Below are 18825 nucleotides of genomic sequence, written 5' to 3' on the forward strand. Positions count from 1 at the left end.
CCACTCAACCACTGCGTCTTGCTCGACAATGCAAAGACAATTGAGAAGCTAGGACTTTTGTCCCAGCCTCAATCATAAAAAGCGGACAAAACTAGTTTTCTGATAAACAGAATCTGGTCTTGTTCGCTTTTTTATGGGATTGATAATGAATCATGAAAAAAACCAGCGATTCAATCACTGGTTGTTATACTCAATGAAAATCAAAGAGCAAACTAGGAAGCTAGCCCGTAGGTTGCTCAAAACACTGTTTTGAGGTTGTGGATAGAACTGACGAAGGCAGTAACAAATATACGGTAAGACGAAGCTGACGTGGTTTGAAGAGATTTTTGAAGAGTATTAGATAGTTCTTTTAGGAAGCTCCATTAGTAGTAGACGTTTTTGTATCTGTTGTTTGAGCGCTAGAAGAAGGAACAGTCGGTTGTTCTTGTTTACTACTAGTCTCTTCTTTCTTGCTATCTTCACTGCTACTAGATTGAGTTGTTGTTTCTTCTTGTGTGTTGTCCTTTGTAGAAGTATTATCCTTGTTGGGAGTAGTGTTCTCTTGAGGGGATTCCTTTTGAATCTCTTTTATGACAGTTGTCTGGGTTGTCGTAGTTTCTTTTTTAGAGTTATTATTGTTGTTATTCATAGCATTCATAATGGTGATGCTTGCAGTAATCAGCCCTAGAATACTACCGATAGTAGCAATTGTTTTTTGAAAGACGGTAAAGCCTTTTTTGATATGTTCAGTTTTAGGTTTTGATTTTCTACGATAGTTAGACATAATTTCTCTCCTTTCCATGATTCATTATACCCAAAATCTTTAAAAAAAACTTAAATGAACCTGAACGGCATTTCTTGTCGCCTGAACTGTTTCGTGTTACAATAGAAGGAGTGATTTTAGAAAGTGTGAGAAACAATGATTTACTTTGATAATTCGGCTACGACCAAGCCTTATCCTGAAGTACTTGAAACTTACATGCAGGTGTCTGCAAAAATTATTGGTAACCCATCTAGCCTTCATCGTTTGGGTGATCAGTCTACCAGAATTTTAGAAGCTTCTCGTCAGCAGATCGCAGATTTAATTGGCAAGAAAAGTGAAGAAATCTTCTTTACCTCTGGTGGTACCGAAGGAGATAACTGGGTTATCAAAGGTGTCGCTTTTGAAAAAGCTCAGTTTGGTAAACACATCATCGTGTCAGAAATTGAGCATCCAGCGGTTAAGGAGTCTGCTCTTTGGCTTCAGACTCAAGGATTCGAGGTGGATTTTGCACCAGTTGATGAGCAAGGTTTTGTGGATTTGGAGGTATTAAAAAGTCTAATACGACCTGATACCACACTTATTTCTATTATGGCTGTTAACAATGAAATCGGGTCAATCCAACCTATTCAAGCTATCTCAGAACTATTAGCAGATAAACCAACGATTTCCTTCCATGTTGATGCTGTTCAAGCTTTAGCTAAGATTCCGACAGAAAAGTATTTGACTGACCGAGTGGATTTTGCGACCTTCTCTAGTCATAAATTTCACGGAGTTCGTGGTGTTGGATTTGTCTATATCAAGTCTGGCAAGAAAATCACCCCCCTATTAACTGGTGGTGGCCAAGAGCGTGACTATCGTTCAACTACTGAGAATGTAGCAGGAATTGCAGCAACAGCCAAGGCACTGCGTCTAGCTATGGAAAGATTGGAATTGTTTACAAGAAAAACAAGTCAGATGAAGGCAGTCATCCGTCAAGCTCTACTCGAATATCCAGATATTTTTGTTTTCTCAGGTGAGGATGACTTTGCTCCTCATATTCTGACCTTTGGGATTAAGGGTGTCCGTGGTGAAGTCATCGTTCATGCATTTGAAGACTATGATATTTTCATTTCCACAACCTCTGCTTGCTCGTCCAAGGCAGGAAAACCTGCTGGAACCTTGATTGCTATGGGCATCGAAAAGGATAAAGCCCAGTCAGCAGTTCGTCTCAGTCTGGATTTAGAAAATGACATGAGTCAAGTGGAGCAGTTCTTGACCAAGTTGAAATTAATCTACAATCAAACTAAAAAAGTAAGATAGGAGTATTCATGCAGTATTCAGAAATTATGATTCGCTATGGTGAGCTTTCAACCAAAGGCAAAAACCGTATGCGTTTCATCAATAAACTACGTAATAATATCTCAGACGTTTTATCCATCTATCCTCAAGTCAAAGTTACAGCAGACCGTGATCGTGCCCACGCTTATCTGAATGGGGCAGATTACGAACCAGTAGCTGAGTCTCTCAAACAGGTTTTCGGGATTCAAAACTTTTCTCCAGTATATAAGGTTGAAAAATCTGTAGAAGTTCTTAAATCTGCTGTCCAAGAGATTATGCGGGACATCTATAAGGAAGGCATGACCTTTAAGATCTCTAGCAAACGTAGTGATCACAACTTTGAACTAGATAGTCGGGAACTCAACCAGACACTTGGTGGAGCAGTATTTGAAGCTATTCCAAATGTCCAAGCACAAATGAAAAATCCTGACATTAATCTTCAGGTGGAGATTCGTGAGGAAGCGGCCTACCTTTCTTATGAAACTATTCGTGGTGCGGGTGGTTTGCCAGTTGGAACTTCTGGGAAAGGCATGCTTATGTTGTCAGGGGGAATTGATTCGCCAGTAGCTGGTTACCTAGCCCTGAAACGTGGGGTGGATATCGAGGCTGTTCACTTTGCTAGCCCTCCATACACAAGTCCAGGTGCTCTTAAGAAGGCCCAAGACTTGACTCGTAAATTGACTAAGTTCGGAGGAAATATCCAATTTATCGAGGTTCCCTTCACGGAGATTCAAGAAGAGATTAAAGCCAAGGCTCCAGAAGCCTACCTCATGACTCTGACTCGCCGCTTTATGATGCGGATTACCGACCGAATCCGTGAAGTGAGAAAAGGTTTGGTCATCATCAATGGTGAAAGTCTTGGTCAGGTGGCAAGCCAAACCCTAGAAAGTATGCAGGCTATCAATGCCGTAACCAATACACCGATTATCCGACCAGTTGTAACCATGGATAAGTTGGAAATCATTGACATTGCGCAGGAAATTGATACCTTTGAAATTTCTATCCAACCCTTTGAAGACTGTTGTACGATTTTTGCACCTGATCGTCCTAAAACAAATCCAAAGATTAAGAATGCGGAGCAGTATGAAGCCTGTATGGATGTTGAAGGATTGGTTGAGCGAGCAGTGGCAGGAATTATGATTACTGAAATTACCCCTCAAGCTGAGAAAGATGCGGTTGATGAGTTAATTGATAACCTCCTTTAATCAGAAAAACCAGAGGAAAAAATAAAATAAGTAAAAAAAGTTAGTTTATTGTCCTAAATTTGGACGGAAACTGACTTTTTTTCTATTTTTATGATATAATTAGGTAAAATTTTGAATATAGAGAGTTTTCTGACAATGAATCAATCCTACTTTTACCTGAAAATGCGAGAACATAAACTCAAGGTTCCATACACAGGCAAGGAGCGCCGTGTACGTGTTCTCCTCCCGAAGAACTACGAGAAAGACACGGATCGAACTTATCCAGTTGTCTATTTCCATGATGGTCAAAATGTCTTTTACAGTAAAGAATCTTACGTTGGACATTCCTGGAAGATTATCCCAGCCATCAAGCGAAATCCAGATATCAGCCGTATGATTGTTGTGGCTATTGACAATGATGGTCTTGGTCGAATGAACGAGTATGCGGCATGGAAATTCCAAGAGTCCAACATTCCTGGCCAACAATTTGGTGGTAAGGGAGTCGAGTACGCTGAGTTTGTCATGGAAGTGGTCAAACCCTTTATCGACGAAAACTATCGTACAAAGTCTGACCGCAAGCACACTGCTATGGTTGGATCTTCTCTAGGTGGCAATATTACCCAGTTTATTGGCTTGGAGTATCAGGATCAAATTGGATGTTTGGGAGTTTTCTCATCAGCTAACTGGCTTCACCAAGAGGCCTTTGATCGCTATATCGAGCGAAAAAAACTACTGTCTGACCAGCGTGTCTTTATCTATGTTGGTACGGAAGAAGCAGACGACACAGACAAGACTCTCATGGCTGGCAATATTAAGCAGGCCTATATCGACTCTTCCCTTCGCTATTATCATGATTTGATAGCGGGAGGAGTGCAGTTGGAGAATCTTTCACTTAAGGTTCAGGCTGGAGCCATTCACCATGAAGTGCCATGGTCAGAAAATCTCCCAGCTTGCCTACGCTTTTTTGCAGAAAATTGGTAAATAGTATAAAGGAGACAGGATATGAATATTGAACATCTTAGCCACTGGAGTGGTCATCTAAATCGTGAAATGTACGTCAATCGTTACGGACATGCAGGTATCCCAGTTGTTGTCTTTGCGTCCTCAGGTGGTAGCCACAATGAATATTATGATTTTGGCATGATTGATGCATGTGCATCTTTTATTGAGGAGGGCCGTGTTCAGTTCTTTACACTTTCAAGTGTTGATAGTGAAAGTTGGCTTGCGACATGGAAAAACGGTCATGACCAAGCTGAAATGCACCGTGCCTATGAACGATATGTTATTGAAGAAGCCATTCCTTTTATCAAGCATAAGACGGGCTGGTTCGATGGCATGATGACGACAGGTTGCTCTATGGGAGCTTACCATGCTCTCAACTTCTTCTTGCAACATCCGGATGTCTTCACCAAAGTAATTGCTCTTAGTGGTGTCTACGATGCACGTTTTTTTGTCGGTGATTACTACAATGATGATGCCATCTATCAAAATTCACCAGTAGACTATATTTGGAATCAAAATGACGGTTGGTTTATCGACCGTTACCGTCAAGCTGAAATTGTGGTTTGTACGGGACTAGGTGCTTGGGAACATGATGGCCTACCTTCTTACTACAAGCTCAAAGAAGCCTTCGACCAAAAACAAATTCCTGCTTGGTTTGCAGAATGGGGACACGATGTTGCCCACGATTGGGAATGGTGGCGCAAACAAATGCCTTATTTCCTCGGTCACATGAGTCTATAAAAGGAGTCGCTTATGAATTATCTTGTAATTTCACCCTATTACCCACAAAATTTCCAACAGTTTAGTATTGAGTTGGCTAATAAAGGAATCACCGTTCTAGGGATTGGGCAAGAACCCTATGAACAACTAGATGAACCATTGCGCAATAGCTTGACTGAGTATTTCCGAGTTGATAATCTTGAAAATATCGATGAGGTTAAACGTGCAGTTGCTTTTCTTTTCTACAAACATGGTCCAATTGATCGCATCGAATCACACAATGAATACTGGCTAGAGTTGGATGCTGCTCTTCGTGAACAATTTAATGTTTTTGGTGCCAAACCAGACGACCTCAAGAAGACCAAGTTCAAGTCTGAAATGAAGAAACTCTTCAAGAAAGCTGGAGTTCCCGTTGTGCCAGGTGCTGTTATTGAAACAGAAGCAGATGTGGATAAGGCAGTAAAAGAAATTGGACTTCCCATGATTGCCAAACCTGACAATGGAGTAGGAGCTGCCGCAACCTTCAAACTTGAAACAGAAGATGATGTCAATCACTTTAAGGCTGAATGGGATCACTCAACCGTTTATTTCTTTGAAAAATTTGTCACCTCTAGTGAAATCTGTACCTTTGATGGTTTGGTAGATAGAGATGGAAATATCGTCTTTTCTACGACCTTTGACTATGCACATACACCCCTTGATCTCATGATTTACAAGATGGACAATTCTTATTATGTTCTTAAAGATATGGATCCAAAATTGCGTAAATATGGTGAGGCTATTGTCAAGGAATTTGGCATGAAAGAACGTTTCTTCCATATCGAGTTCTTCCGTGAAGGTGATGATTATATTGCCATTGAGTACAATAACCGTCCAGCGGGTGGGTTCACCATTGATGTTTATAACTATGCCCATTCTTTTGATTTGTACAAGGGCTATGCAGCGATCGTTGCGGGTGAGCCATTCCCTGCTTCACAATTCGAGCCCCTGTATTGCTTGGCAACATCTCGTCGTGCCAACGCTAACTATGTTTATTCAGAAGAAGACTTGCTCGCCAAATACGGTCAGCAATTTAAGGTTAAGAAAATCATGCCTGCAGCCTTTGCTGAATTGCAAGGAGACTTTCTCTATATGCTAACGACACCAAGTCGTGAAGAAATGGATCAGATGATTAAGGACTTTGGTCAGCGTCAAGAATAATCAAAATTTTGACTTAACAAACTAGGTTTGTTAGGTCTTTTTTTAAGAACTAAAATAAAAGCGTTTTCCCGCAGTATTCTTTTAGAAAATCTGTTGCTAAAAGGCTTAAAAATTGATAGAATAGGGATTGTCTAAAAAATATTAAGGAGAATCTATCAATGGATTTCGCATGGGCAGTCAAATATGCCACTGAATTTTTGGGAACAGCCATCTTGATCATCTTGGGAAATGGTGCAGTTGCCAACGTTGAACTTAAAGGTACGAAAGGTCACCAAAGTGGCTGGCTCGTTATCGCTGTTGGCTACGGTATGGGGGTTATGATCCCTGCCTTGATGTTTGGTAATGTTTCTGGTAACCACATCAACCCAGCCTTCACTCTTGGTCTAGCAGTTAGCGGACTTTTCCCTTGGGCACAAGTAGTACCATACATCGTTGCACAAGTCTTGGGAGCAATCTTCGGACAAGCCTTGGTTGTTGCAACTCACCGTCCTTACTACTTGCAAACTGAAAAAGCAAACAATATCTTGGGAACATTCTCAACAATTTCAAGTATTGACCAAGGTACAAAAGAATCACGCTTTGCAGCAACAGTTAACGGTTTTATCAACGAGTTTGTTGGTTCATTCGTTCTCTTCTTTGCAGCACTTGGTATGACAAAGAACTTCTTTGGAGCTGAAGTCCTCCAATACATGAAACAAATGGCAACTCAAGCTGGTCAAAATGTTGACTTCTCTGATTTGGCAATTAAAGCTCAAGTAGCGCCTCATACAGCATCAGGCCTTGCTGTTGGTCACTTGGCACTTGGTTTCCTAGTAATGGCTTTGGTTACTTCACTTGGAGGACCTACAGGACCTGGTTTGAACCCAGCTCGTGACTTTGGACCACGTCTCCTTCATGCCTTCCTTCCAAAATCAATCCTTGGTCAACACAAGGGTGATTCAAAATGGTGGTATGCTTGGGTACCAGTAGTTGCACCGATTGCAGCTGGTATTGCAGCAGTAGCACTTTTCAAATTACTTTACCTATAATCACTCAAAACTGGGAAACCCCAGTTTTTTCTTGTCTACAAAAGTCGAATTTTTAGATAGAGATTCTTATACTCAATGAAAATCAAAGAGCAAACTAGGAAGCGAGCCGCAGGCTGCTCAAAGCACTGCTTTGAGGTTGTAGATAAAACTGACGAAGTCAGTCACATATATAATCTAAGACGAAGCTGACGTGGTTTGAATTTGATTTTTGAAGAGTATTAAATCGTCAGATTTTTTTCATTTTAATACTAAAGGTGAAAATGTGGCGAAAATATGGTAGAATAGAGTATTAAGTAATCGTTGAAAAAGGAAGATTATGCGTAAAGAAATTGCACCCGAATTATATAATTACAATAAATTCCCTGGTCCCGAATTTCAACTGACTGGAAACAGAGTGGAAGCTGAAGATTTTGTTTTTACTCTAGTTGAAAATAGCAAGGATGCTTTTGATGCAACAGCTTTTACTCAACGCTTTTCAGAAGTACTAACCAAGTTTGATTATATTGTTGGAGACTGGAGTAATGAGCAGTTACGCTTACGGGGATTTTATAAGAATGAACGAGCTGAAGAGTCTTTAGAAAAAATTAGTCGCTTGCAAGACTACCTACTAGAGTATTGTAGCTATGGTTGTGCCTATTTTGTTCTAGAAAATGAAGCTCCTAAACGAGCACCATTTGACCAAAAGATGCGCAAAAAAGAGGAAGAAAAGGACTCTCGCAAAGGGAAAAAGACTTCTCAAAGTAAGAAAAAAAATCATACGGATAAGAAAAATAGACGCCGTTCAAAAGAACAGAAATCTCAGAAAGAAGACAAGGGGCAGCGTCATTTCGTCATCCGTAAGAAGGACTAGAAAATAAGGAGAAAAGATGAAACCGTCAATTTATAGTTTAACACGCCAAGGCATGCAAGAGTGGGTCTTGGAGCAGGGAGAAAAGAAATTCCGTGCGGATCAAATCTGGGAATGGCTTTACCGTAAACGTGTTCAATCATTTGAAGAAATGACCAACTTGTCTAAGGATTTGATTACCAAACTCAACGACCAGTTTGTAGTCAATCCCTTAAAACAACGTATCGTTCAAGAATCAGCTGATGGAACAGTTAAGTACCTTTTTGAGTTGCCAGATGGTATGCTGATTGAAACGGTACTGATGCGTCAGCACTATGGTTTATCAGTCTGTGTAACCACTCAGGTAGGCTGCAATATTGGTTGTACCTTCTGTGCGTCAGGTTTGATCAAGAAGCAACGTGACCTCAATAACGGTGAAATCGTTGCTCAGATTATGTTGGTTCAAAAGTATTTTGACGAACGTGGACAAGATGAACGTGTTAGTCATATCGTTGTTATGGGGATTGGAGAACCATTTGATAACTACAATAATGTCTTGAACTTCATCCGTACTATCAATGATGATAAGGGAATGGCAATCGGTGCTCGTCATATCACAGTATCAACTTCTGGCTTGGCTCACAAGATTCGTGAGTTTGCCAATGAAGGAGTACAGGTTAACCTTGCTGTTTCTCTTCATGCTCCAAACAATGAACTGCGTTCAAGCATTATGAAGATTAACCGTGCCTTTCCAATTGAAAAACTCTTTGCAGCTATCGAGTATTACATCGAAACAACCAATCGCCGTGTAACTTTTGAGTATATCATGCTAAATGAAGTCAATGACGGAGTAGAACAAGCACTTGAGTTGGCAGAATTGCTTAAGAACATTAAGAAATTGTCATATGTTAACTTGATTCCTTACAACCCAGTTAGTGAGCATGACCAATACAGTCGCAGTCCTAAGGAGCGCGTGATGGCCTTCTACGATACGCTCAAGAAAAAAGGTGTCAACTGTGTTGTTCGTCAGGAACATGGTACTGATATCGATGCGGCTTGTGGACAATTGCGTTCAAATACCATGAAGCGTGATCGCCAAAAAGCAGTAGCAGAAGTAAATCCATAAGATGAAACGAAAAAAAATACTTAGCTTGGGAGTTCTTCTATACAGTTTTTGTATCGTCTGCTTTTGTTTTACTCCCCAGCCTCAACTTCCTACAGGAGTGGAAACTCCAGGTATTCAAACTTTTGGACGCCTGGTTTTTCTTTTGACGCCTTTTAACTCCCTATGGAAACTGGGAGAAGTAACAAGCCTTCTGCAGCTATTTTGGATATTTTTGCAAAATGCCTTAAATATTCTCTTGCTTTTCCCATTGATTTTCCAGCTTCTCTATCTCATCCCTAGTCTAAGAAAAACCAAGAGAGTGATTTTGTTTAGCTTTTTACTAAGCTTGAGCATCGAGTGCACACAGCTAGTGTTAGATTTTTTCTTTGATTTTAATCGGGTATTTGAGATTGATGATTTGTGGACCAACACACTAGGTGGCTACTTAGCCTGGGTCCTTTACAAACTACTACATAAAAACAAGATAAGGAATTAAAATGAGTATCTTAGAAGTAAAAAATTTAAGTCACGGTTTTGGTGACCGTGCGATTTTTGAAGACGTATCCTTCCGTCTCCTCAAGGGTGAACACATCGGACTAGTTGGTGCTAACGGTGAAGGAAAATCAACCTTCATGAGCATCGTAACTGGTAAAATGTTACCTGATGAAGGTAAGGTGGAATGGTCTAAATATGTGACAGCTGGCTACCTAGATCAGCATGCGGTGCTTAAAGAAGGCCAAACTGTTCGTGACGTTCTTCGTACAGCTTTTGACGAATTATTCAAAGCCGAAGCACGTATCAATGAACTCTACATGGAAATGGCAGAAGAGGGCGCTGATATTGATGCATTGATGGAAGAAGTTGGAGAACTCCAAGACCGTTTGGAAAGTCGTGACTTCTATACCTTGGATGCCAAGATTGATGAGGTAGCGCGTGCCCTTGGTGTCATGGACTTTGGGATGGATACAGATGTAACAGCCTTGTCAGGTGGACAAAGAACCAAGGTATTATTAGCGAAACTCCTCCTTGAAAAGCCAGATATCTTGCTTCTGGATGAGCCAACCAACTATCTCGATGCTGAGCATATCGACTGGCTCAAACGCTATCTCCAGAACTATGAGAATGCCTTTGTTCTTATTTCACACGATATTCCTTTCCTCAACGACGTTATCAATATCGTCTATCATGTAGAAAATCAGCAGTTGACACGCTACTCTGGAGATTACTACCAGTTCCAAGAAGTCTATGCCATGAAGAAATCGCAATTGGAAGCAGCCTATGAACGTCAACAGAAAGAAATTGCGGATCTCAAGGATTTTGTGGCTCGAAACAAGGCGCGTGTTGCAACACGAAACATGGCCATGTCTCGCCAAAAGAAATTAGACAAGATGGATATCATCGAACTCCAAAGCGAAAAGCCAAAGCCATCCTTTGAATTCAAAACAGCTCGTACACCTGGTCGCTTTATCTTCCAAGCTAAGGACTTGCAGATTGGTTATGATCGTCCTCTTACTAAACCCTTAAACCTCACCTTTGAGCGCAATCAAAAGGTTGCTATCATCGGTGCCAATGGTATCGGGAAAACAACCCTCTTGAAGAGTCTTTTGGGGATTATTCCACCTATTGCTGGGGAAGTTGAGCGTGGTGACTACCTAGAACTTGGCTACTTTGAGCAGGAAGTAGAAGGAGGCAATCGTCAGACACCACTGGAAGCAGTTTGGAATGCCTTTCCAGCCCTTAACCAAGCAGAAGTCCGTGCAGCCCTTGCTCGTTGTGGTCTGACGACTAAACATATCGAGAGTCAAATCCAAGTATTGTCAGGTGGAGAGCAAGCTAAGGTTCGTTTCTGTCTCTTGATGAACCGCGAGAATAATGTCCTTGTTCTTGACGAACCTACCAACCACTTGGATGTGGATGCCAAGGACGAACTCAAACGTGCTCTGAAAGAATACAAGGGTTCTATCCTCATGGTTTGTCACGAACCAGACTTTTACGAAGGCTGGATGGATCAAATCTGGGACTTCAATCAGCTGACATAAATAGTCATAAAAAAGCCAAGTCTGGGTGACTTGGCTTTTTGACTAGTAATTCAAATAGGTCTCAATATCAGATTTTTGGATTTCTTTCCCGTAGTGACAAATCGGGCAAGAGACGAAATAAGTTTTTCCGTAAGGAAAGAGTGGAATCCAGTAAAGGGTAAACTTACGTCCAGTTTCTGAAATTTCCCAAGTGTCGGTATTGTTACAGTGACCACACTCGATAGTGGTTTGAGTATGTCCTAAGACCTTTTGGTAACCTTTCGAACCCCAGAATAAAATCATTTTCACATCTCCTTATTTTAGGGTCATCCTATTTTTTACTGAAATCGTAGTCCTTAACAATTTCAATGCTGTCGATAGTGATAGCAGTGGTTGGTTTGTCTTTTTCGTCTTTTTCAGCCTTGGCAATCTTGTCCACAACATCCATACCGTCGATGACTTGACCAAAGACAGGGTGCTTACCGTCTAGACTAGGATTTCCACCTTCTTTGTAGGCTTCGATAATTTTCTTTGGATAACTACTTGTAGGAAGTTTGGCAGAAATGTCTGTCGTATTTTGGTTGATGAAGAACTGGCTACCATTTGAATTTGGTTGACCAGTATTGGCCATAGAGAGAGAACCACGAATGTTATAGAGGTAAGGAGAGATTTCGCTCTTGAAACCAGTTCCCTGGTCTTTAGTCTTGTCCTTATCATGCCAGATGGATTCACCACCAGTACCATCCCCTTTTGGATCACCAGTCTGGACCATGAAGCCATCGATCACTCGGTGGAAGGTAACGCCATTGTAGTAGCCTTCTTTTGCGTGAGTTAGGAAATTTTCAACCGCAAGTGGAGCTAGCTTTGGAAAGAGTTTGATGCGGATATCTCCTTGACTGGTGTGGAGAATGACTTCAGCTTCGTCTTCAGCAACTTCCTTAGAGAGTTGTGGGAAGTTAGCATTCTCATTTGTCAAGGCGTCTTTGAGATCCTTGGCAGATTGGGCAGCTGCTTTGGAACTTTCTTCAGCAGCCAAGCTAGAATCTACATAGTCATCCCCTCGCAGACTACGTTGGATACTGCTACATCCAGCAAGGGCAAAAGTTGAGATTAATAGAAGTGTTGCTATTTTTTTCATGGTAATCCTTTCAAAAATCATTTCTACCATTGTACCCTAATTGAAAGTGGATTTCAAATATTCAATTGTGATCATTCCGATAGTACATACAATTTTATGGCCTTACTTACCCCATTTTGATCATTAGAATCTGTTACTTTATTTGCACATACTTTAACATCTGTAGGAGCATTTCCCATTGCAACACCAAGTCCAGCGGTCTCAATCATTGGAATGTCGTTATAATTATCTCCAATACTCATAATTTCAGTGAGTGATAGTTGATAATAGTTGGCTAATTCTAACAGAGCTTGTTTTTTTGAGACTTGATTATGTGTGACTTCAAGATAGTTATCCTTCGAGAGGTAAAAGTCAGTTTGAGGGAAATCCATGGTTGCTAATGTCTCTTTAAGTTTCTGGATAGTAGCTGCGTTATCTATTAGTAAAAGTTTATGAATAAGATTCTTTTCTTCCTGAAGAAAATCTGCTAGTGAAGTAACTTTGGGGCTCTCTCCAGTAATCTGTGCTTCAATTTCTACCCATTTATCTAAAGTATTTACGTACCAATATTTTCCAGAATAAACATTAATTGAAACTGTCGGAAATTCTTTTGTTAAAAAATCATGTAGTAAGAGTAATTCTTTTTTATTAATAGTATGCTGACTCAGAATTTTATCTCCTGTACCAATGAGAGCACCATTATAACTTGCAATTGGAAAATCTGTGATTCCAAGTTCTTTCGAAATTGGAGCTATACCAAGAGGAGAGCGAGCAGAAGCTAGAACAAAAGGAATTTCACTTTGTTTCAAAAGTGGCATAAGCTCTAGTAAATGAGAGTCTAATTGGTGATTTTGGTCTAAAATGGTACCATCGATATCACTCATGATTAACTTTATTACTGACATATGTTTCTCCTTTTTAAAATAGAATAGTTGTTTTACCATCTAAAGATTGTTGAATTTCTATGTCGGGTTCTTTGTCTGTAATCCAATAATCAAAATCAGTAAGTTCGGAAAGAATATAATGAGAGTGTTTGTTTATCTTGCTGGTTTCAGCTAACAAGACGCGAATTTTACTGGTTTTAAATGCTCTTTTTTTCATTAGAACATCTTCTTGATCTTCAAAACTAACTTGTCCGTCTGAAAGACTAGCTGCACCAAAAAATGCTAAGTCAAATTTAATTCTATTCAAAGATTCGGATTCTTCTAATGAGTAATAGAAACGATTCTTTTTATGAAATCGTCCACCGATAATGTGAAAATCGACATTTTCATTTTCTCCTAAGACAAGTGCATTATCCAATGAATGGCTAAAAATAGTAACTTTTTTATCTGTTATTTTTGCTAACTCAAGTACAGTTGTTGAAACATCATAGAAAATTAATTGTGAATCAGAAATAAGTTGGGTAGCTAAATGAGCAATTTTCTCTTTTTCTTTAGAAGATTGTTCTGCTCGACCTTTATAACCAAGAATCCGTTGCTTTTGAATTGGCAATAAACCTCCATGAGTTCTTTTTGCTCGTTTCTCCTTTGCAAGAATGGAAAAATCTCTCCGGATGGTATCCTTGGATACTTGGAAATAGTCAACCATTTCTCTTGCCGATAGACTTCCTCTCTCTTCTAAAAGTTTTATGATTTCTTCTAATCGTTGTTCTTGGTACATAGGAATTCCCCCTTTTAATACTAATATACCTCTTTTGTAAGCGATTGTCAATAAATGTAATGATTTATAAGTGTTTCTAAATGATTTACAAAAAAATCAACCTGACTTGGTTGATTAAAAATTCTTCTTTGGATGGCGGTCAATGATTGCCTGATGGTCCTTGAGAGCCTGTTCTCCTTTTGGAGTTAGTTTATAACCGCGAATCGAAAAGAGACTAGCTAATTCCTCTTCTGAAAAATGGTCATGAAGGGTTTGATTCAAGTCAGAAGCCTTCATCTTGGAAAGTCCAGTAACTCCCTTCTTCTTCAGGATATTCTTTTTCATGGTACTATTTAGATGGTCAAGCGAGTCAAAAGCAGTTTCGACAAGAGCATATCCTTTTTCAATAAGTTTTTCTAAATGTTTTGGTGCATCAATTCCATAAGTATACTCGAAGTATTTCGGAAATCATGTTTCGGTGGTGAATGTTCTAAAGTTGATTCTCCAGAGGAGGATAATATCACCTGCTAGGAGACTGTCTTCTAATAATTCCATATTTCGTTTTGGGACAGGCTTGGGATTTAGTAGCCAAGTCTCGATATCACGATCAGGAGAGATGTAAGGCTTAACCTGATGGTCTTTGTAAATGTTCTCTATAGTAGTATTCATAAAGTTTCTCTTTCTAATTTATCCCTATTAGTCTAAAAAATTTAAAAATTTTAAAGTCTGTCAAGTTTTTTTCTTGACACCTGTTAGAAATCTGCTATAATGGAACATGTGGTAAATAGCCTAGCTATTTGACCGAACAAAAAAATAAAAGAAAAGAGATATTAAAAATGGCAGTAAAAATCCGTTTGACTCGTATGGGTTCTAAGAAAAAACCTTTCTACCGTATTAACGTTGCAGATTCACGTTCACCACGTGATGGACGTTTCATCGAAACAGTTGGAACTTACAACCCACTTGTTGAAGAAAACCAAGTAACTTTGAAAGAAGACCGCGTTCTTGCATGGTTGGCTGATGGAGCTCAACCTTCAGATACAGTTCGCAACATCCTTTCAAAAGAAGGCGTATTGAAAAAATTCCACGATTCTAAATTCTCTAAATAAGTTTAAAGTAGGTTGACAGATGGATACGATTGAAAATCTCATTATTGCAATTGTGAAACCTTTGATTTCACAACCAGATGCCTTAACTATCAAGATTGAAGATACACCGGAATTTTTGGAATATCATTTGGATCTTGACCAGAGCGATGTGGGTCGTGTAATCGGTCGTAAGGGTCGCACTATCTCTGCGATAAGAACGATTGTCTACTCTGTCCCAACTGAAGACAAAAAAGTAAGAATCGTTATTGATGAAAAATAAGAAAAGCGGGACGAGGTCTCGCTTTTTTTGCAAGGAGAAGGAATGAGAGATTTAACAGTTAGACAACTAGAGGAATACTTACTTGATCATTACCAACAATCTAGAACAGAAGAAGGACTTTTTATCAAACTAGTGGAAGAAGTTGGAGAAGTCGCTGAGGTTTTAAATGGACGTTCAGGTAGAAAAGAGGGTGTCCAAGATTCAAACGAGGAATTGGCAAAGGAGTTGGCAGATATCATTCACTACACAGTGGCAATTGCAGCTATCAACCATATCGACCTAACGAAGACCATTTTTGAAAAAGACAAAAAGGCAGCCATCAAGTATCAACATGAACAAGATTTGGAAGGCTTCTTAGCAGGAAACCATCCATAGTTGCTCTTTTCTCCAACTTGTGAAAATCCCTGGAACGTGATAAAATAAAGGGTAAGGGTATATAATAAATCATTGTATAGAATGAGTGGTTTCTTTATGAAGAGGTTTGAAGTATCTACAGAAATTGGTAGTCTCTCTGTTACTTATCAAAAGCAAAAGAAAGTGCTAGTTTGTTTAAGTGGCGCAGGTTTGCTACCTAGTTATGAAAATTTTTCACTTATACTTGAAAAACTTCCTCCCACAATTGGTTATTTGACAATTGATTTTCCAAACACAGGTAGGAGTCTGATTTATAACCAAGCTGGAAAAAATCTAGATAATCTTACAGATGCGGTTTATGAAGTACTTGAAGAGTTGGAGATTTCTGAATATATACTTTGTGTACATAGTTTGAGTGGAATTGTAGCTTGCAAATTACTCAACAAACCAATTAAGTGTCGGGCCTTAGTAGCGATTGAACCAACAACTAAAAAAGTAATGTTTGCTGATTTTTCAGAAAATCCTTATCCAGAAATGGAAGAGCAGACGAGACTGATTGAAGAATTCGGTCCTGAACTTTATTTTAAGAACTTAATTCAAGCCACATTTAGCCCTGAAACTAACAAAGAAATTTGGAAATTAATGCAAGAAAAAGGCTCAGAGTTGGAACATCAAGATCCAGAGTTTCAGGTATCTGTTGAGATCACCGAGGAAGATTTTGAGGATATGTCAATAGCAGATCGTATCCCTGTATTTATTTTTTGTCAGGCTTATAGAGAAAAAGAGTACAGAGAATCAGAATATTGGACTTCCAGTACCAAACTCATTTTAGGAGGGAATCACCATTATTTACAGTGGTCTGAATCAGAGAAAATTGTAGATATTATTAAAAAATTGTAAGAAGAAAATGGAGATAAGGAAATTACAGGAGATCAAATGAACTATTTTAACGTTGGGAAAATTGTCAATACCCAAGGCTTGCAAGGTGAGATGCGAGTCTTGTCAGTGACAGATTTTACTGAAGAACGCTTTAAAAAAGGGGCAGAGCTTGCCTTATTTGATGAAAAAGATCAATTTGTGCGAACAGTGGTCATTGCAAGCCACCGTAAACATAAAAACTTTGATATCATCAAGTTTAAAGATATGTACCATATCAATGACATCGAAAAATACAAGGGTCACAGTTTGAAGGTTGCTGAGGAAAATCTCAATGACCTCGATGATGGTGAGTTTTATTACCACGAGATTATCGGTTTAGAAGTCTATGAGGGAGATAACTTGATTGGAACTATCAAGGAAATCCTTCAGCCTGGAGCCAATGATGTTTGGGTAGTCAAACGCAAAGGCAAACGAGACCTACTCTTACCTTATATCCCGCCTGTAGTTCTCAATATAGATATTCCGAATAATCGTGTGGACGTTGAACTCTTAGAAGGGTTAGACGATGAAGATTGATATTTTAACCCTCTTTCCAGAAATGTTTTCACCCCTAGAACATTCCATCGTTGGAAAGGCTCGAGAAAAGGGTCTCTTAGATATCCACTATCATAATTTTCGTGACTACGCTGAAAAGGCCCGCCATGTGGATGACGAACCCTATGGCGGTGGTCAAGGGATGCTCCTACGAGCGCAACCCATCTTTGATGCCTTTGATGCGATTGAAAAAAAGAATCCGCGCGTGATCCTCTTAGATCCAGCTGGAAAACAGTTTGACCAATCTTATGCTGAGGATTTGGCGCAAGAAGAAGAGCTTATCTTTATCTGTGGTCACTATGAGGGCTATGACGAGCGGATTAAGGCCTTAGTAACTGATGAAATTTCTCTAGGAGATTATGTCCTTACTGGTGGAGAACTTGCAGCAATGACTATGATTGATGCGACGGTTCGCTTGATTCCAGAAGTTATCGGCAAGGAAGCTAGTCACCAGGATGATAGCTTTTCATCTGGGCTCCTTGAATATCCTCAGTACACTCGTCCCTATGATTATCGAGGTATGGTGGTTCCAGAAGTGCTTATGAGTGGACACCATGAAAACATACGTCAATGGCGACTCTATGAGAGTCTTAAGAAAACCTACCAACGTAGACCTGATTTGCTGGAAGAGTATGAACTGACAGCAGAAGAAGAGAAAATGTTAGCAGAAATTAAAGAAAATAACAATTAAAAGGAGAAAACTATGCAAGTAATTAAACGTGATGGACAAGTCGCTGATTTTGATCCAGATAAAATCTACCAAGCTATCCTTAAGGCGGCTCAGACAGTCTATGTTTTGACTGACGATTTGCGCCAAAACCTAGCTCAAGTTACTAAAAAAGTTGTGTTGGATTTAGAAGAAGCAAAAGTAGAACGTGCGACTATCAGTATGATTCAATCAATGGTTGAGCACCGCTTACTTGGTGCTGGCTACATTACAATCGCAGAACACTATATCTCTTACCGTTTGCAGCGGGATTTAGAGAGAAGTGGTTACGGAGAACATATTGCTGTTCACCTTCATTTTGAACAAATCCGTTAATAGAAAAGAGTGAGATGAAGAAAACTCATCTCACTCTTTCTTAAATCGATTTTTTTGGGCAGTTTGGACAGTTGAGGGAACAAAACTTATTTTTTGAATATCTGGGATTCGAATAATGCGGGTCACATTTTTTGCAAAATTTTTAACGATAATTTGCTGGCGGTCAGTATCATACTTGATAATATCGCCTGTAAAACTTGACTCAGCAAAAATAATGTGTACAGCTGTTTTTTTAGCTAGGGCTTCTTCAAGTCTAGCAATTAGGGGATCGCTTTTTTCAGGAATGGAATCTTCATGTCCATTAATAAAATCATGAACTTTTTGCAAAGCCTGTTTTAATAAATCTTTCATTCCGGCCTCCCTTCTTTTAATCATTATATAAAAATTTTATGAAATCTACAAGATTTTTCGAATAATCAATTGAGAACAAAAAGGAGAAAAACATGGCAGAATTTACATTTGAAATTGAAGAACATTTGCTAACTCTATCTGAAAATGAAAAAGGATGGACCAAAGAAATCAATCGTGTCAGCTTTAATGGTGCACCAGCGAAGTTTGACATTCGTAGCTGGAGTCCTGACCACACCAAGATGGGGAAAGGAATTACCCTCTCAAATGAAGAATTTCAAATCATGGTGGATGCTTTTAAGAATCAATAAACTTTCATCTAAGATTAATTAAAAAGAGG

General features: G+C 39.4%; 26 protein-coding genes. 18 read left to right on the top strand and 8 right to left on the bottom strand.

What is annotated here, in order from left to right; all coding sequences use genetic code 11:
- Nucleotides 1-349 precede the first annotated feature (349 nt).
- Nucleotides 350-763: a DUF6556 family protein gene (locus HMPREF2619_RS09320; protein WP_070460877.1), complete on the bottom strand. Its 414-nt coding sequence runs from the start codon at nucleotides 761-763 to the stop codon at nucleotides 350-352.
- A 135-nt stretch (nucleotides 764-898) separates the two neighbouring features.
- Here HMPREF2619_RS09320 and HMPREF2619_RS09325 point away from each other — a divergent pair, with 135 nt between their 5' ends.
- The 10 genes from HMPREF2619_RS09325 (at nucleotide 899) to abc-f (ending at nucleotide 11163) form a co-directional block, all read left to right on the top strand.
- On the top strand, nucleotides 899-2041 hold the full coding sequence (locus HMPREF2619_RS09325; protein ID WP_070460879.1) for a cysteine desulfurase family protein: 1143 nt from the start codon (nucleotides 899-901) through the stop codon (nucleotides 2039-2041).
- An 8-nt stretch (nucleotides 2042-2049) separates the two neighbouring features.
- On the top strand, nucleotides 2050-3264 hold the full coding sequence (gene thiI / locus HMPREF2619_RS09330; protein WP_070460881.1) for a tRNA uracil 4-sulfurtransferase ThiI: 1215 nt from the start codon (nucleotides 2050-2052) through the stop codon (nucleotides 3262-3264).
- Between the two features lie 135 nt (nucleotides 3265-3399).
- Nucleotides 3400-4224, top strand: coding sequence for an alpha/beta hydrolase (locus tag HMPREF2619_RS09335; protein WP_070460883.1), 825 nt, complete (start codon nucleotides 3400-3402; stop codon nucleotides 4222-4224).
- Between the two features lie 21 nt (nucleotides 4225-4245).
- On the top strand, nucleotides 4246-4986 hold the full coding sequence (locus HMPREF2619_RS09340) for an esterase family protein (RefSeq protein WP_001019250.1): 741 nt from the start codon (nucleotides 4246-4248) through the stop codon (nucleotides 4984-4986).
- Nucleotides 4987-4998: 12 nt separating this feature from the next.
- Nucleotides 4999-6165: an ATP-grasp domain-containing protein gene (locus HMPREF2619_RS09345; RefSeq protein ID WP_070460887.1), complete on the top strand. Its 1167-nt coding sequence runs from the start codon at nucleotides 4999-5001 to the stop codon at nucleotides 6163-6165.
- A 158-nt stretch (nucleotides 6166-6323) separates the two neighbouring features.
- On the top strand, nucleotides 6324-7193 hold the full coding sequence (gla, locus tag HMPREF2619_RS09350; protein ID WP_049503004.1) for an aquaglyceroporin Gla: 870 nt from the start codon (nucleotides 6324-6326) through the stop codon (nucleotides 7191-7193).
- Between the two features lie 316 nt (nucleotides 7194-7509).
- Nucleotides 7510-8043, top strand: coding sequence for a YutD family protein (locus HMPREF2619_RS09355; RefSeq protein WP_045763789.1), 534 nt, complete (start codon nucleotides 7510-7512; stop codon nucleotides 8041-8043).
- A 16-nt stretch (nucleotides 8044-8059) separates the two neighbouring features.
- A complete protein-coding gene (gene rlmN / locus HMPREF2619_RS09360; protein ID WP_070460889.1) occupies nucleotides 8060-9145 on the top strand; it encodes a dual-specificity RNA methyltransferase RlmN in 1086 nt (361 codons plus the stop codon).
- A gap of 1 nt (nucleotide 9146) precedes the next feature.
- A complete protein-coding gene (locus HMPREF2619_RS09365; RefSeq protein ID WP_070460891.1) occupies nucleotides 9147-9620 on the top strand; it encodes a VanZ family protein in 474 nt (157 codons plus the stop codon).
- 1 nt (nucleotide 9621) lies between these two features.
- The gene (gene abc-f, locus HMPREF2619_RS09370; RefSeq protein WP_045763786.1) at nucleotides 9622-11163 is read left to right on the top strand and encodes a ribosomal protection-like ABC-F family protein; all 1542 of its coding nucleotides are present in this window, start codon (nucleotides 9622-9624) and stop codon (nucleotides 11161-11163) included.
- A 42-nt stretch (nucleotides 11164-11205) separates the two neighbouring features.
- Here abc-f and HMPREF2619_RS09375 read toward each other — a convergent pair whose 3' ends face one another.
- The 6 genes from HMPREF2619_RS09375 to HMPREF2619_RS09400 all read right to left on the bottom strand — a co-directional run bounded on the left by HMPREF2619_RS09375 (nucleotide 11206) and on the right by HMPREF2619_RS09400 (nucleotide 14569).
- The gene (locus HMPREF2619_RS09375) at nucleotides 11206-11445 is read right to left on the bottom strand and encodes a zinc-ribbon domain-containing protein (RefSeq protein WP_080979303.1); all 240 of its coding nucleotides are present in this window, start codon (nucleotides 11443-11445) and stop codon (nucleotides 11206-11208) included.
- A 28-nt stretch (nucleotides 11446-11473) separates the two neighbouring features.
- Nucleotides 11474-12280 carry a peptidylprolyl isomerase gene (locus HMPREF2619_RS09380; RefSeq protein WP_000717397.1) on the bottom strand — a complete coding sequence of 269 codons (807 nt, stop codon included), beginning with the start codon at nucleotides 12278-12280 and terminating at the stop codon, nucleotides 11474-11476.
- A 71-nt stretch (nucleotides 12281-12351) separates the two neighbouring features.
- The gene (locus tag HMPREF2619_RS09385) at nucleotides 12352-13164 is read right to left on the bottom strand and encodes a Cof-type HAD-IIB family hydrolase (protein ID WP_070460893.1); all 813 of its coding nucleotides are present in this window, start codon (nucleotides 13162-13164) and stop codon (nucleotides 12352-12354) included.
- Between the two features lie 13 nt (nucleotides 13165-13177).
- On the bottom strand, nucleotides 13178-13921 hold the full coding sequence (locus HMPREF2619_RS09390; protein WP_070460896.1) for a DeoR/GlpR family DNA-binding transcription regulator: 744 nt from the start codon (nucleotides 13919-13921) through the stop codon (nucleotides 13178-13180).
- A gap of 114 nt (nucleotides 13922-14035) precedes the next feature.
- On the bottom strand, nucleotides 14036-14245 hold the full coding sequence (locus HMPREF2619_RS09395; protein ID WP_083279646.1) for a hypothetical protein: 210 nt from the start codon (nucleotides 14243-14245) through the stop codon (nucleotides 14036-14038).
- A 123-nt stretch (nucleotides 14246-14368) separates the two neighbouring features.
- The gene (locus tag HMPREF2619_RS09400; protein WP_070460900.1) at nucleotides 14369-14569 is read right to left on the bottom strand and encodes a hypothetical protein; all 201 of its coding nucleotides are present in this window, start codon (nucleotides 14567-14569) and stop codon (nucleotides 14369-14371) included.
- A 167-nt stretch (nucleotides 14570-14736) separates the two neighbouring features.
- Between HMPREF2619_RS09400 and rpsP the strand changes: the two genes are divergently transcribed.
- From rpsP to HMPREF2619_RS09435, 7 genes are all read left to right on the top strand, one after another.
- On the top strand, nucleotides 14737-15009 hold the full coding sequence (rpsP, locus tag HMPREF2619_RS09405) for a 30S ribosomal protein S16 (RefSeq protein WP_070460902.1): 273 nt from the start codon (nucleotides 14737-14739) through the stop codon (nucleotides 15007-15009).
- Nucleotides 15010-15028: 19 nt separating this feature from the next.
- Complete coding sequence (gene kphA / locus HMPREF2619_RS09410; RefSeq protein WP_000379617.1) at nucleotides 15029-15268, top strand: RNA-binding protein KphA; 240 nt, start codon at nucleotides 15029-15031, stop codon at nucleotides 15266-15268.
- A 42-nt stretch (nucleotides 15269-15310) separates the two neighbouring features.
- Nucleotides 15311-15643 (top strand): MazG nucleotide pyrophosphohydrolase domain-containing protein, encoded by a 333-nt coding sequence (locus HMPREF2619_RS09415; RefSeq protein WP_070460904.1) that lies wholly within the window; start codon nucleotides 15311-15313, stop codon nucleotides 15641-15643.
- Between the two features lie 96 nt (nucleotides 15644-15739).
- The gene (locus HMPREF2619_RS09420; RefSeq protein WP_070460906.1) at nucleotides 15740-16522 is read left to right on the top strand and encodes an alpha/beta fold hydrolase; all 783 of its coding nucleotides are present in this window, start codon (nucleotides 15740-15742) and stop codon (nucleotides 16520-16522) included.
- 36 nt (nucleotides 16523-16558) lie between these two features.
- Nucleotides 16559-17077, top strand: coding sequence for a ribosome maturation factor RimM (rimM, locus tag HMPREF2619_RS09425; protein ID WP_070460908.1), 519 nt, complete (start codon nucleotides 16559-16561; stop codon nucleotides 17075-17077).
- On the top strand, nucleotides 17067-17786 hold the full coding sequence (gene trmD, locus HMPREF2619_RS09430; RefSeq protein ID WP_070460910.1) for a tRNA (guanosine(37)-N1)-methyltransferase TrmD: 720 nt from the start codon (nucleotides 17067-17069) through the stop codon (nucleotides 17784-17786). The genes rimM and trmD overlap by 11 nt, the downstream gene beginning before the upstream one ends.
- 12 nt (nucleotides 17787-17798) lie before the next feature.
- Nucleotides 17799-18137: an ATP cone domain-containing protein gene (locus HMPREF2619_RS09435; RefSeq protein ID WP_001196044.1), complete on the top strand. Its 339-nt coding sequence runs from the start codon at nucleotides 17799-17801 to the stop codon at nucleotides 18135-18137.
- Between the two features lie 30 nt (nucleotides 18138-18167).
- Here the strand turns inward: HMPREF2619_RS09435 and HMPREF2619_RS09440 are convergent, their stop codons facing one another.
- Nucleotides 18168-18488 carry a hypothetical protein gene (locus HMPREF2619_RS09440; RefSeq protein WP_070460912.1) on the bottom strand — a complete coding sequence of 107 codons (321 nt, stop codon included), beginning with the start codon at nucleotides 18486-18488 and terminating at the stop codon, nucleotides 18168-18170.
- Between the two features lie 92 nt (nucleotides 18489-18580).
- Between HMPREF2619_RS09440 and HMPREF2619_RS09445 the strand changes: the two genes are divergently transcribed.
- The gene (locus HMPREF2619_RS09445; protein WP_004253080.1) at nucleotides 18581-18796 is read left to right on the top strand and encodes a YdbC family protein; all 216 of its coding nucleotides are present in this window, start codon (nucleotides 18581-18583) and stop codon (nucleotides 18794-18796) included.
- The last annotated feature ends 29 nt before the right edge of the window (nucleotides 18797-18825 follow it).

Origin of the sequence: Streptococcus sp. HMSC074B11 (assembly GCF_001808705.1) — a bacterium.
GTDB lineage: Bacteria > Bacillota > Bacilli > Lactobacillales > Streptococcaceae > Streptococcus.